General features: G+C 68.3%; 11 protein-coding genes. 6 read left to right on the top strand and 5 right to left on the bottom strand.

The annotated features are described in order from the left end of the window. Nucleotides 1-13: 13 nt before the first annotated feature. Nucleotides 14-1786 carry a DNA polymerase/3'-5' exonuclease PolX gene (polX, locus tag WS57_RS07355; RefSeq protein ID WP_059515682.1) on the top strand — a complete coding sequence of 591 codons (1773 nt, stop codon included), beginning with the start codon at nt 14-16 and terminating at the stop codon, nt 1784-1786. A 37-nt stretch (nt 1787-1823) separates the two neighbouring features. Here polX and ald read toward each other — a convergent pair whose 3' ends face one another. Both ald and WS57_RS07345 read right to left on the bottom strand, forming a co-directional pair. Then, nucleotides 1824-2939, bottom strand: coding sequence for an alanine dehydrogenase (gene ald, locus WS57_RS07350; RefSeq protein WP_059515681.1), 1116 nt, complete (start codon nt 2937-2939; stop codon nt 1824-1826). A 62-nt stretch (nt 2940-3001) separates the two neighbouring features. Further along, the gene (locus WS57_RS07345) at nt 3002-3397 is read right to left on the bottom strand and encodes a hypothetical protein (RefSeq protein ID WP_009694670.1); all 396 of its coding nucleotides are present in this window, start codon (nt 3395-3397) and stop codon (nt 3002-3004) included. 370 nt (nt 3398-3767) lie between these two features. Here WS57_RS07345 and WS57_RS07340 point away from each other — a divergent pair, with 370 nt between their 5' ends. From WS57_RS07340 to WS57_RS07320, 5 genes are all read left to right on the top strand, one after another. After that, on the top strand, nt 3768-4184 hold the full coding sequence (locus WS57_RS07340) for a DUF3995 domain-containing protein (protein ID WP_059515679.1): 417 nt from the start codon (nt 3768-3770) through the stop codon (nt 4182-4184). Nucleotides 4185-4771: 587 nt separating this feature from the next. Continuing rightward, on the top strand, nt 4772-5503 hold the full coding sequence (locus tag WS57_RS07335) for a gluconate 2-dehydrogenase subunit 3 family protein (protein ID WP_009687948.1): 732 nt from the start codon (nt 4772-4774) through the stop codon (nt 5501-5503). Then, nucleotides 5503-7281 carry a GMC family oxidoreductase gene (locus WS57_RS07330; RefSeq protein WP_059603012.1) on the top strand — a complete coding sequence of 593 codons (1779 nt, stop codon included), beginning with the start codon at nt 5503-5505 and terminating at the stop codon, nt 7279-7281. The genes WS57_RS07335 and WS57_RS07330 overlap by 1 nt, the downstream gene beginning before the upstream one ends. Then, the gene (locus WS57_RS07325; RefSeq protein ID WP_059603009.1) at nt 7278-8702 is read left to right on the top strand and encodes a cytochrome c; all 1425 of its coding nucleotides are present in this window, start codon (nt 7278-7280) and stop codon (nt 8700-8702) included. Before WS57_RS07330 ends, WS57_RS07325 begins: the two co-directional genes overlap by 4 nt. A 218-nt stretch (nt 8703-8920) precedes the next feature. Next, entirely contained in the window at nt 8921-10636 is a 1716-nt protein-coding gene (locus WS57_RS07320; protein WP_040129414.1) for a cation:proton antiporter, read from the top strand. Nucleotides 10637-10675: 39 nt separating this feature from the next. Here the strand turns inward: WS57_RS07320 and WS57_RS07315 are convergent, their stop codons facing one another. The 3 genes from WS57_RS07315 to WS57_RS07305 all read right to left on the bottom strand — a co-directional run bounded on the left by WS57_RS07315 (nt 10676) and on the right by WS57_RS07305 (nt 13649). Continuing rightward, nucleotides 10676-12574 (bottom strand): peptidoglycan D,D-transpeptidase FtsI family protein, encoded by a 1899-nt coding sequence (locus WS57_RS07315; RefSeq protein ID WP_069243973.1) that lies wholly within the window; start codon nt 12572-12574, stop codon nt 10676-10678. 427 nt (nt 12575-13001) lie between these two features. After that, nucleotides 13002-13349 (bottom strand): DUF3564 family protein, encoded by a 348-nt coding sequence (locus tag WS57_RS07310; protein ID WP_069243972.1) that lies wholly within the window; start codon nt 13347-13349, stop codon nt 13002-13004. Between the two features lie 87 nt (nt 13350-13436). Beyond that, nucleotides 13437-13649, bottom strand: coding sequence for a hypothetical protein (locus WS57_RS07305; RefSeq protein ID WP_069243971.1), 213 nt, complete (start codon nt 13647-13649; stop codon nt 13437-13439). Nucleotides 13650-13712 lie beyond the last annotated feature (63 nt).

Raw genomic sequence — 13712 nt, 5'->3', positions numbered from 1 at the left:
GCGGAAGGGAGCCATGCCGATCCACAATGCCGAGTGTGCGGCCGTGTTCGCCGAAATTGCCGACATGCTCGAAATCCAGGGCGCCAACCCGTTTCGGGTGCGCGCGTATCGCAATGCCGCGCGCACGATCGCCGACTACGGGCGCGACATTCCGTCGATGATCGCGAGCGGCGGCGATCTCGGCCAGATTCCGTCGATCGGGCCCGATCTCGCGTCGAAGCTGCGCGAGATCGCCGCGACCGGCACCTGCGAACTGCAGCAGACGCTGCGCCACGCGTTGCCGGGCGCGATCGTCGAACTGCTCGACGTGCCGGGGCTCGGCGCGAAACGCGTGAAGGCGCTGCACGACGCGCTGCACGTCGATACGCTCGAACAGTTGCGCGCGGAAGCGAAGAACGGGCATGTGCGCGCGCTGCCCGGCTTCGGCGCGAAAACCGAAGCCCATCTGCTCGAAGCGCTCGACGAGCGCCTGCAGCGCACGCCGCAGCGATTCCTGCTGCCGGTCGCGACGCAATCGCTGATGCCGCTGCTCGACGGCCTGCGCGCGGTAGCCGGCGTCGGCGACGCGGTGGCGGCCGGCAGCTTCCGCCGGCGCCGCGAAACGGTCGGCGATCTCGACATCCTCGTCACCGCGCGCGATGCAGCCGCGGTGGCCGATGCGTTCGTCGGCTACCGCGACGTCGCGCGCGTGCTCGCGCACGGCAAGACGCGTTCGAGCATCGTGCTGGCAAGCGGCTTGCAGGTCGACCTGCGCGTGGTCGATGCCGAGGCGTTCGGCGCGGCGCTCGTCTATTTCACCGGCTCGAAGGCGCACAACATTGCGTTGCGCCGGATCGCACAGGCCGGCGGCCTGAAGATCAACGAATACGGCGTGTTTCGCGGCGACGAACGGATCGCCGGCGAGACGGAAGCGTCGGTCTACGAGGCGATCGGCCTGCGCTGGGTGCCGCCCGAGCTGCGCGAGGATCGCGGCGAGATCGAAGCGTCGCGCGGCGGCACGCTGCCGACGCTCGTCGAACGCAAGCATCTCCATGGCGACCTGCACGCACATACCGATGCGTCCGGCGGTCGCGACGGCCTGCGCGCGCTGGCGGACGCCGCACGCTCGCGCGGGCTCGCGTATCTGGCCGTCACCGATCGCGTGCCGGCTGGCGGTGGGCAGCGCCCGGCCGGATTAGACTGGCTGGTTCGGCAGAGCGACGAGATCGACCGCATCAACGCAGCGCTCGACGACTTCGTGCTGCTGAAAGGCGTCGAGGCCGCGATACGCGAGGACGGCAGCCTCGACGTGCCCGACGACGTGCTCGGCCGGCTCGATCTGGTCGTCGGCGCGGTGCACGACGGTTTCGACCTGTCGCGCGATGCGCAGACCGAACGCATGCTGCGCGCGATGGATCATCCGTATTTCACGATCCTCGCGCATCCGACCGGCCGCCTGCTCGGCGAACGCGACGCGTGCGAGCTCGACGTGCCGCGCGTGATCGCGCGGGCGGCCGAACGCGGCTGTTTCGTCGAACTCGACGCGCAGCCGCAGCGGCTCGATCTCGCGGATGTCTGGTGTCGCGAGGCGGCGAAGGCCGGCGTGCCGGTGGCAATCGGCTCGGATGCGCACGGCGCGGATGAACTCGACAACCTCGCTTACGGCGTCGATCAGGCACGGCGCGGCTGGCTGACGCGGCAGGACGTGCTCAATACGCGCACGCTCGCGCAACTGCGGCCGCTGCTGGCGCGTACGATGGGCGCGAGCGGCGCGGCGAAGCGGGCGCGACCGAAGAAGGGGGCGTGACGGCGAACGTGACGCCGGCTGCGCCCGCCGCCGCGCGCTACGCGAGCATGTCGGTGGCGGGCACGTAGGCTCGCCCGAGCGCCTGCGCAACCGCTTCGTAGGTGATGTGGCCGTCGCAGACGTTCAGGCCCGCGCGCAGGTGCGGATCGTCGGCCATCGCGCGTTTCCAGCCCTTGTCGGCGAGCGCGAGCGCGTGGCCGAGCGTCGCGTTGTTCAGCGCGAAAGTCGACGTGCGCGCGACGGCGCCCGGCATGTTCGCGACGCAGTAGTGCACGACGCCGTCGACGACATAGGTCGGCGCCGCGTGCGTCGTCGCATGCGAGGTCTCGAAGCAGCCGCCCTGGTCGATCGCGACGTCGACGACGACGGCGCCTGCGCGCATCGTCGCGATCATGTCGCGCGTGACGAGCCGCGGCGCCGACGCGCCCGGCACCAGCACCGCGCCGATCACGACGTCGGCGTCGCGCACGGCTTCGTCGATCGTCTGCGCGTTCGAGCAGACGGTCGCGATCCGGTTCGCGAAGATCAGGTCGAGCTGCCGCAGCCGGCCGACGTTGGTGTCGAGCACGGTAACGCGCGCGCCGAGGCCGACCGCCATCTGCAGCGCGCCGGTGCCGACGACGCCCGCGCCGAGCACGACCACGTGCGCGGCCGGCACACCCGGCACGCCGGCCATCAGCATGCCGCGGCCGCCGCGCGGGCTTTCGAGGTGGGTCGCCGCGACCTGGATCGACATGCGTCCCGCGACCTCGCTCATCGGCGCGAGCAGCGGCAGGCCGCCGCCGGGGCCGGTCACGGTTTCGTACGCGATGCAGACCGCGCCGGACTTGACGAGCGCGGCTGCCTGTTCGGGATCGGGCGCGAGATGAAGGTAGGCATAGAGGATCTGGCCGCGCCGCAGCATCGCGCATTCGGCCGGCTGCGGCTCCTTGACCTTGATGATCATGTCGGCGCGCGCGAACAGCTCGTCGGCGCCGTCGCACAGTGCCGCGCCGGCGGCCGTGTAGTCGTCGTCGAGCAGGCCGATCGCGGTGCCGGCGCCGCGCTGCACGAGCACCTTGTGGCCGTGGCGCGTCAGCTCGCGTGCGCCGGCCGGCGTGAGACCGACGCGGTATTCGTGGTTCTTGATCTCCTTGGGCACACCGATCAGCATGAGTCACCTCCATGGGCCTTCGTTATCGTTGTGTTGCCGGCGCGTCGTGCTTGCCATGTACGTCAGGTGGCCGACGACGATGGCTCCGCGGGCCGGATGCCGGCGCCGAACCACGGCACGTCGCCCGCGAGCGATGCCGCATAGCGCGCCCAGCCAAGCGGATTGCCGGCGAACAGGTGGGCGCAGACCGGCATGGCGAGCGCATCGCGATCGAGCGATGCGTCTAGCAACAGCCGCGGCCACAGGCAGAACGCGTGCGGCACGGCGTCGGTGAATTCGCGCACCGTCATTCGCGCGAACACGTGCTCGAGCAACGGCAGGTCAGACAGCATCGGACGCGTCGCGACCAGCTCGCCGACGAACGCATCGTCGCGCTCGTTCTCGAGCAGGCAGCTGACCGTACGCAGCACGTCGCCCAGATGCAGCAGCAGCGCACGGCGTTCATGGGCTTCGGTCATCGACGGCTCCTTCGGCAGGCGACACGGCCGATCGAGCGAAACGGCGCACCGACTGCAGCACTGGAATAAAAGGGTAGTGGTGCGCGAACGGAAGTCAAGCGGGGCGGCGCGACGATGGCGAATGTGCCGCGGCGCTTGCTGCCATGCAGCGTCGCGACGCGCGATCGCGCGCGACGGGCGCGCGCACCGTCGCAGGTGTGCCGCGCCCGGTCCTCACCGCGCCGCACCACGCCGCGCGTCCGATTGCGACAGGGCGTCGCAATGCACGCGCTGCGCGGTTTCGGTATCGTGTTGCGTGGCGCGGCGCAGAGGCCGCGCGCCGGCGCGCTTCCGGCGACAGACAAACAATGATCCGAGGAGCCTTATCGACATGAGCGGTGCGTATTTCAGCGTGCCGACGCTTTGCATGCTTGCACTCGTGCACGTCTACTGGGCGTGCGGCGGCCGGCTCGGCAAGCGCGCGGCGATTCCGGAGCAGGACGGCGTACCGCTGCTGAAACCGAGTGCCGTCGGCACGCTGGCCGTCGCTGCGGCGCTGCTGGGCGGCGCGTGCGTGGTGGCGGCCCGCGCCGGCTGGCTGCGGGCGGACCTGCATCCCGGCGCGATCGGCTTCGCGATCGCGGTGCTCGCACTGATCTTCGCGGTGCGGGCCGTCGGCGATTTCCGCTATGTCGGCTTCTTCAAGCGGATTCGCGGATCGCGCTTCGCGCGGATGGACACGCTGTGCTACTCGCCGCTTTGCGCGGCGCTGGCGCTGTCCATCGCTTCGATGGTCTGGCCGGGGTAAAGGGCAGCGCGCGGCAGCGGTTTGCTCGCCGGCTCCACCGCCATACGAAGCGGCGCGCTTTCGGCGCACGCCGGGCGTCGACGAATCGCCGGTGCAATCGGGCCGGCACCCCGCCAGCCCGCAGCAGCAGCCTGCGTATCTTTGCGCATCTCGACATCCCGGTTTTCCCATTGTTGCGGTTTTCGATGCAATGAATTGCGTCCCGGCCATACCGAAATGGAACCGGTTCCATTTATAATGCGCGGCACCTGTCGCCAGACCCGGAATGAGGGTCGTGCACGTTGCGCTTGCCGTCGGCAGACGCGGCGTCTAAGTTGAACTAGGGGTCATGGCGACAGCGGACGGATGCCGGCCGACAGGCCGCGACCGCCCGCACGACCAGACCCGCGAAGAGGTCGATCCGCCGGCGCCTCCGGATCAGGCGCATCGGCGGCTGCATGACGGCGCCGCCGCGCCTCGCGGTCGGCGCCTGTATCGAGGTTGTTCGCAACACATGAAAGAACAGGGCGGCCGATGGCCGTTACGCCGGACACACTGCGACGCATGCGTGTGTGCGAACCACGATCCCCAACGATCAACATCCGACCATGTCTACTGACCAACCCAACTCGCGCCGTCGGTTCCTGCGCACGTCGGTCGCGCTCGTGCCGATCGCGTCGGTCGCCGGCTGCGACCTGCGCTCGTCGTCGCCGTCCGCGACGACGGCCGGCAATGCGTCCGCGGCGGCCGACGCCGAACGCGCGCCGTACAAGCCGACCTTCTTCGATGCCAAGGAATGGGCGTTCGTCCAGGCCGCCGTCGACCGCCTGATTCCGGCCGATGCCGAAGGCCCCGGCGCGCTCGAAGCCGGCGTGCCCGAATTCATCGATCGCCAGATGGAAACGCCTTACGCGCACGGCGCGACCTGGTACATGCAGGGACCGTTCCAGCAGGGCGTGCCCGAGCTCGGCTATCAGCTGAAGCTGGTGCCGCGCGACGTCTACCGGCTCGGCATCGCGGCCGTCAACCGCTATTGCGAGAAGGCGCACGGCAAGGCGTTCGCCGATCTCGACGCGCCGACCCGCGACGCAGTGCTCGGCGATCTCGAAAAAGGCGCCGCGCAGATCGACGACGTGCCGCCCGGCGTGTTCTTCGGCCAGTTGCTGCAGAACACGCGCGAAGGCTATTTCTGCGATCCGGTGCACGGCGGCAATCGCGGGATGGCCGCGTGGAAGATGATCGGCTTTCCGGGCGCGCGCGCGGATTTCATGGATTTCGTCAACCAGAACGGCAAGCCGTATCCGTACGGCCCGGTCTCGATCAACGGGGAGCGCAGCTGATGGCCGCAGAGAAAAAGCCGCATGTCGATGCGGTAATCGTCGGCTTCGGCTGGACCGGCGCGATTCTCGCGAAGGAGCTGACCGAAGCGGGACTGAAGGTCGTCGCGCTCGAACGCGGCGAGTATCGCGACACCTATCCGGACGGCGCGTATCCGAACACGATCGACGAGCTGACCTACAACATCCGCAAGAAGCTGTTCCTCGACCTGTCGAAGACGACCGTGTCGATCCGCCACGGCGTGAACGACACCGCGCTGCCGTACCGGCAGCTCGCGGCGTTCCTGCCGGGCGAGGGCGTCGGCGGCGCGGGGCTGCACTGGTCGGGCGTGCATTTCCGCATCACGCCGGAAGAGCTGCGCCTGCGCAGCCACTATGAAGAGCGCTACGGCAGGAAATTCATCCCCGAAGGGATGACGATCCAGGACACGGGCGTCAGCTACGACGAGCTCGAACCGCATTTCGACTTCGCCGAGAAGGTGTTCGGCACGTCGGGCCAGGCCTACAAGGTCGGCGGCAAGGTGGTCGGCGACGGCAACGTGTTCGAGGCCAACCGCAGCGACCACTTCCCGCTGCCGGCGCAGCTCAATACCTATTCGGCGCAGCGCTTCTTCGACGCGGCCAGGTCGCTCGGGCTGCATCCGTACCGGCTGCCGTCGGCGAACACGTCGGGCCCGTACACGAACCCGTACGGCGTGCAGATGGGGCCGTGCAACTTCTGCGGCTACTGCAGCGGCTACGCGTGCTACATGTACTCGAAGGCGTCGCCGAACCTGAACATCCTGCCCGCGCTGAAGCAGGCGCCGAACTTCGAGCTGCGCTCGAAGTGCCACGTGCTGCGCGTCGACCTCGACGATACGAAGAAGCGCGCGACCGGCGTCACCTACGTCGACCCGGCCGGCCGCGAAGTGCAGCAGCCGGCCGATCTCGTGATCGTCGCCGCGTTCCAGTATCACAACGTGCACCTGCTGCTGCTGTCGGGCATCGGCAAGCCGTACGACCCGATCTCGGGCGAAGGCGTGGTGGGCCGCAATTTCGCGTACCAGAACCTGTCGACGATCAAGGCGTTCTTCGACAAGGACACGTTCACCAATCCGTTCATCGGCGCGGGCGGCAACGGCGTCGCGGTCGACGACTTCAACGCCGACAACTTCGACCACGGCCCGCTCGGCTTCGTCGGCGGTTCGCCGCTGTGGGTGAACCAGGCCGGCGTGAAGCCGATCAGCGGCATCGCGACGCCGCCCGGCACGCCGCAGTGGGGCTCGGCGTGGAAGAAGTCCGTCAAGGATTACTACGCGCATACGGTGTCGATGGACGCGCACGGCACCAACATGTCGTACCGCGACGTGTATCTCGACCTCGATCCGACCTATCGCGATTCGTACGGCCAGCCGCTGCTGCGCATGACGTTCGACTGGAAGGACAACGACATCCGCATGGCGCAGTACGTGACCGGGCAGATGAAGAAGATCGCCGAGGCGATGGGGCCGAAGGCGATCAGCGTATCGACGCGCGAGTTCGGCAAGCACTTCGATTCGCGCGCCTACCAGACGACCCACCTCGTCGGCGGCGCGGTGATGGGCACGGATCCGAAGACGAGCGTGCTCAACCGCTACCTGCAATGCTGGGACGTGCACAACGTGTTCGTGATGGGCGCGTCGGCGTTGCCGCAGGGGATCGGCTACAACCCGACCGGGATCGTCGCGGCGCTGGCCTACTGGTCCGCGCGCGCGATCCGCGAGCAATACCTGAAAAATCCCGCCCCGCTGGTGACCGTATGAAGAGGATCGTGAATCACACTGCCGCGCGCCGCTTTTCCCCGCTGCAGCGCGTACTGGCGACGGGCGCGGCCTGGGCCGCGTTCGGACTCGCGAGCGGCGCGGCCGGCGCGCAGCCGGCGGCGACGCCTGGCGCGGCATCCGGCCCGGCGGCCGCGCCCGCGACGCAGTCCGCCGACGCCGATCTCGTCAAGCGCGGCGAGTACCTCGCGCGCGCAGGCGACTGCATCGCGTGCCACACCGCGAGCGGCGGCAAGCCGTTCGCGGGCGGCCTGAAATTCGACACGCCGATCGGCGCGATCTATTCGACCAACATCACGCCGGACCCGAAAACGGGGCTGGGCGGATGGACGTACGAGGACTTCACGCGCGCGGTGCGCGAGGGCGTGCGCAAGAACGGCGACACGATGTATCCGGCCATGCCGTTCCCGTCCTATTCGCGGCTGACAGACGACGACATGAAGGCGCTGTACGCGTACTTCATGCACGGCGTCGCGCCGGTCGAGCACGAGAACCGCGCAGTCGACATCGTATGGCCGCTGTCGATGCGCTGGCCGCTCGCGTTCTGGCGCAAGCTGTTCGCGCCGTCGCCGAAGCCGTTCGATGCGGCGTCGTACAGCGATCCCGTGATCGCGCGCGGCGCGTATCTGGTGCAGGGGCTCGGCCACTGCGGCGCGTGCCATACGCCGCGCGCGCCGACGATGCAGGAACGCGGGCTGACCGATGCGGACGGCCCCGATTTCCTCGCGGGCGGCGGCGCGATCGACGGCTGGGTGCCGACGAGCCTGCGCGGCGAGCCGCGCACGGGGCTCGGCACCTGGACCGAAGCCGAGATCGTGCAGTTCCTGAAGACGGGCCGCACGCTGCGCACGGCCGCGTTCGGCGGAATGACGGACGTGGTCGGCCACAGCATGCAGCACATGAGCGACGACGACCTGAACGCGATCGCGCGCTACCTGAAGACGCTGCCGCCGCGCGTGCCGGGCGAGCAGCCCCACGTGTACGACGCGGCCGCCGCGAAGGCGCTGCAGACCGGCGACGCGAGCAAGCCGGGCGCGGCCGTCTATCGCGACAACTGCATGGCCTGCCACCGCAGCGACGGCCACGGCTACACGCGCGTGTTCCCGGCGCTCGCCGGCAATCCGGTCGTGCAGGGCGACGATCCGACCTCGCTGATCCACGTCGTGCTGGAAGGCAGCGCACTGGAGGGTACGCATACGGCGCCGTCCACGTTCACGATGCCGCCGTTCGGCTGGCGGCTGTCGGACCAGGAAGTCGCCGACGTGTCGAACTTCGTGCGCACGAGCTGGGGCAACACGGGGGCGACCGTGACGGCCGCACAGGTCGCGAAGGTGCGCAAGAGCGTGCCGTCGACGCGGCCGGAGCCGCCGCCGGGCGCGCGCTTCCCGCAAGCCGCGCGCTGACGGAAGCGGGCGGGGCGCCGGTGTATCGGCGCGCCGTTCCGGACCGTCGAATCGCGGCGGCGCATCGCCGATGCGCCGCCGTCCTGCCGGCCGGGGTTGTACCCCGGCCATCGCGCCACCGCGTGAATTTTTCGCGGTGGCGTGCCATTTGCCCGCCTCATCCCTTATCCTTTCGTTCTTGAACCTTACTAAATAGTTACAAGACCTTGGGAGGGGGGATGCCTCATGACGTCAGCCTGATTGCACTGCTCGCGGCCGGTTTCGGTCTCGCGATGATCTTCGGCTATCTCGCATCGCTGCTGAAAATGCCGCCGCTCGTCGGCTACCTGCTGGCCGGGATCGTGATCGGTCCGGGCACGCCCGGCTTCGTCGGCGACCTGTCGCTGTCGCAGCAGCTCGCCGAGGTCGGCGTGATGCTGCTGATGTTCGGCGTCGGCCTGCATTTCTCGCTCGGCGATCTGCTCGCGGTGCGCAAGATCGCGCTGCCGGGCGCGATCGTGCAGATCACCGTGGCGACGCTGCTCGGTGGCGGCCTCGCGCTCACGTGGGGCTGGAGCGTCGGCGCGGCGCTCGTGTTCGGGCTGGCGCTGTCGGTCGCGAGCACGGTCGTGCTGCTGCGCGCGCTCGAAGGGCGCGGGCTCGTCGAGACGGTCAACGGGCGCATCGCGGTCGGCTGGCTCGTCGTCGAGGATCTCGTGATGGTGCTCGTTCTCGTGCTGCTGCCGCCCGTCGCGGGGCTGCTCGGCGGCACGCTGCCGGGCGGCGAGCACGCGGCCGGCGGCAATCTCTGGAGCGCGCTCGGCATCACGATGCTGAAGGTCGCGGCGTTCATCGCGCTGATGCTGGTGGTCGGCAAGCGCGTGTTTCCGCGCATTCTGTGGCTCGTCGCGCGCACCGGCTCGCGCGAGCTGTTCACGCTGTGCATGATCGCGGCCGCGGTCGGCATCGCGTTCGGCGCGGCCAAGCTGTTCGACGTCTCGTTCGCGCTCGGCGCGTTCTTTGCCGGCATGATGATGCGCGAGTCGGAGTTCAGCCGGCGCGCGGCCGACGAGACCTTGCCGCTGCGCGACGCATTCTCGGTGCTGTTCTTCATTTCGGTCGGCATGCTGTTCGACCCGAAGGTGCTGCTGGACGAACCGCTGCACGTGATCGAAGTCGCGGCGATCGTGCTGATCGGCAAGACGCTCGCCGCCGTCGCGCTGGTGGTCGCGTTCCGCTATCCGCTCAACACCGCGCTGATCGTCGGCGCGGGGCTCGCGCAGATCGGCGAATTCTCGTTCATCCTCGCCGGGCTCGGGCACTCGCTCGGCCTGTTGTCGTCCGAAGGGCAGAACCTGATTCTCGCGGTCGCGCTGATCTCGATCGCGCTGAACTCGGTCGCGTTCGCGGCGATCGAGCCCGGGCTCGCGTGGATCCGCAAGCGCTCGGCATTCGCGCGCCGGCTCGAGGCGCGCGACGATCCGCTCGCCGCACTGCCGATGTCGACGCCGCACACGCACCTGACGGGGCAGGTCGTGATCGTCGGCTACGGCAAGGTCGGCACGCGCATCGCGCATGCGCTCGACGAGCACGGGATCGCGTACGTGGTGGTCGAGCAGAACCGCGAGATCGTCGAGAAGCTGCGCGCGGGCGGCGTCGCGGCCGTGTCGGGCGACGCGATCGAGCCGATCGTGCTGGTGCAGGCGCACATTGCACGGGCGGGCATGCTGGTCGTCACGTTGCCCGACGTGTTCGACGTGCGGCAGATCGTCGAGATCTCGCGCACGCTCAATCCGGCGCTCGAGGTCGTGCTGTGCACGAACAGCGGCGACGAAGCCGCGCTGCTGGCGAGCGAAGGGATCGGCACCGTGTTCATGAGCGAGACCGAACTCGCGCGCGGGATGACCGAGCACGTGCTCGGCCGGATGGCGAAGCCGGTCGCGGCGTCGCATTGACGGCGCGCGGCATCGCGCCGCGTGCCGGGCGGCGTGGCCTCAGCCCGCCGCCGTTTTCTTCTGCACGGCCGCGCCGGATTGCGCGGCCGTTTCGACCGGCGCAGTGGGCTTCGCGGCGCCTGCGGTTTTGGCGGGCGCGCTCGCCTTCGGCGCGGCGACCGTCTTCTGCGGCGCCGGCCCCTTTCTGGGCGGCGCATCCTTATCGGCTTCGACCGGCGCATCGGGCGGCACGCCGAGCAGCTGCAGCGAGCCGCTCGTGACTGACGAGAACACCGGCCCGGCCACCGTGCCGCCATAGTAGCCCTTGCCGCGCGGCTCGTCGATCATCACCGCGACGATCAGGCGCGGGTTGCTCATCGGCGCCATGCCGGCGAACAGCGCGCGGTACTTGCCCTTCGCATAGCTCGCGCCGACCTGCTTGCGCGCGGTGCCGGTCTTGCCGCCGATCCGGTAGCCGTCGACGCGCGCGCGGCGCCCCGTGCCGCCTTCGCCGACCGCCATCTCCAGCATCGAGCGAATCGCGGCGGCCGTCTGCGGCGACGTCACGCGATGGCCGCGATGCGCGTCGATCGTCTGCTGGTCGGTGCCGTTCTTCAGCAGCGACACCGGATGCAGCGTGCCGTCGCCCGCATAGGCGGTGTAGGTCTGCGCGATCTGCAGCAGCGACATCGACAGCCCGTAGCCGTACGCCATCGTCGCCTGCTCGATCGGGCGCCAGCGCTTGTAGCTGCGCAGCCGGCCCGACGCGACGCCGGGGAAGGTCAGCTCCGGCGCGCGGCCGATCCCGTATTCCTGATATTTGTTCCAGATCGTTTCGGCCGGCAGGTTCAGGGCCAGTTTCGCGAGCGCGACGTTGCTCGACTTCTGCAGCGCCTGCGCCACGGTCAGCGAGCCGTGGTTCGACGTGTCGTGGATCACGGCCGGGCCGATCTTGTAGGTGCCCGGCGACGTATTGATGATCGTGTTCGGCGTGACCTTGCGCTCGTCGATCGACAGCGCGACGACGAGCGGCTTGATCGTCGAACCGGGCTCGAACGTGTCGATCACCGCACGGTTGCGCAGCTGCTGGCCGGTCAGGCGTGCCCGGTCGTTCGGATCGAAGGTCGGGTAGTTCGCGAGCGCGAGAATCTCGCCGTTCTGCGCATCGAGCACGACGACGCTGCCGGCCAGCGCGTTGTTCTCGATCACCGCCGCCTTCAGCTGGCTGAACGCGAGCTGCTGGATGCGCCGGTCGATCGTCAGCTCGATCGTCGCGCCGTGCTGCGCGGGCACCAGCGGGCGCGTGTCCGACACGATGCGGCCGAGCCGGTCGCGGATCACCTCGCGCTGGCCGGACATGCCCGACAGGCGCTGGTTCGCCGCGAGCTCGACGCCTTCCTGGCCCTGGTCCTCGACGTTCGTGAAGCCGACCACGTGCGCGGCCGATTCGCCTTCCGGATAGAAGCGCTTGGAATCGGCGATCTGCGTGATGCCGTCGATCGCGAGCTTGTCGAGCCGGCCCGCGGTATCGGCGTCGACCTGGCGCTTGAGCAGCACGAAGGTCTTGTCGTTGCCGAGCCGCCGCTTCACTTCGGCGAGCGGCATGTCGAGCAGCTTCGCGATCTGCGGGTAGTCGGTGTCGGCGACCTGCTTCGGGTTCGCCCAGATTTCATAGGTCGACAGGCTGACCGCCAGCATCGCGCCGTTGCGGTCGACGATGCGCCCGCGCATCGCGTCGAGCTCGATCGTGCGCTGGTAGCGCTTCTGGCCCTGGCCGACGTAGAAGTCCTGGTTTGCGACCTGTACCCAGAATGCGCGCGCGATCAGCGCGGCGAACGCCAGGAACACGATGATCACGATCAGCTTCGAGCGCCACATCGGCAGGCGCGATGCGAGCATCGGATGCTTGGTCGCGGTCGCGTACGGATCGGCGGGGTGGGTCTTCTTTTTTACGCTCATGCAATGGCCGGGTCGGGCCGCCCGTCGGCGGTGGTTCATTCGGAATAATGCGATTGTAATAAACGAGTAAACATCGTGTGGGGAAAGTGTGTTTCGGCGCGCATCGATTTCGCGCGGGGGCCGGCCAGGCGATCGTTGCGGAAAAGCAGGGAAAGCGGGTTGGGCGGCGCGATTCGGTCGGCCGGGTTGCGAATCGCCGACGTGCGCGTTCGCGGCGATCGAGGGCCGATGGACGGGGCCCGGACGCAGTTTTCCCGTACCGAAGCGGCCGCGGCCGAGTGGGGGATCGAGTTCCGTCCCCGAATAGCATTAAATCGAAAAATAAAAAAAGCGCCCCGCAGCGGGACGCTTTTTTATATTGAATATCGAAAAGAATATTTCCGATACCGGAATAACCCGAAACCCGCAGACGATTTACGTCGGGGAATTATCGGGCAACCGAAATGAATTCGTGATATTCCGGCTGGGTCGTGCAGCGATCGACTTCCTGCAGCCGCCACGCGCCGTCGGGATGGTCGCCGGCGAGCACTGCGGCACCCTGTTCGCGCTGCGTCGCACCGAACGACAGCCCTTGCAGCTGGCAGACGGCATTGCCGCCGTCGGCCGCGCAGAGCGCCATCGCACCCTCGACGTCGCGGACCTTGCCCCAGGTTGGAAGATCGATGCCCTGATGTGCCTCGCGCGACCACAGCCCTTCGTCGGTGTCGACCCACAGTACCGCGAAGGATTGCGGGGTCGCCGATTCGCTGCCATTAATTCGAATGGTGAGGCGCATTGGATCGTCTCCTATAAGAAATGAAAAATTCGCTCGATTTGACTTGAACAGTCTAGATAGACTGCGCTGAAACGCAAGCGATAATCCTCAATAAATCTGCATCGCGTTCATGGGCGTTTCATATGAAACGATGTCTGACGATGCGCGCGCGTGGCTCGCCGAACGATGGATGCCGGTGGGCATGGGGCCGTCGGGCAACATGCGCCGCGACGCCGCTTCGAGACATCGGACGACCCGGCGGGGCGCGTCGATCGGTCGCGGTCGCCGAAATCGATCGCGGCGCGCCGCATCGACGTCCATGACAGACTCCGACAATCGCGTACAAATCCACACACTTTCACGAAACTTTCGGGACAGACTTGC

Source organism: Burkholderia pseudomultivorans (assembly GCF_001718415.1).
In the GTDB taxonomy this organism is placed as follows: domain Bacteria; phylum Pseudomonadota; class Gammaproteobacteria; order Burkholderiales; family Burkholderiaceae; genus Burkholderia; species Burkholderia pseudomultivorans_A.
This window is presented reverse-complemented; position numbering and strand designations above follow the sequence as displayed.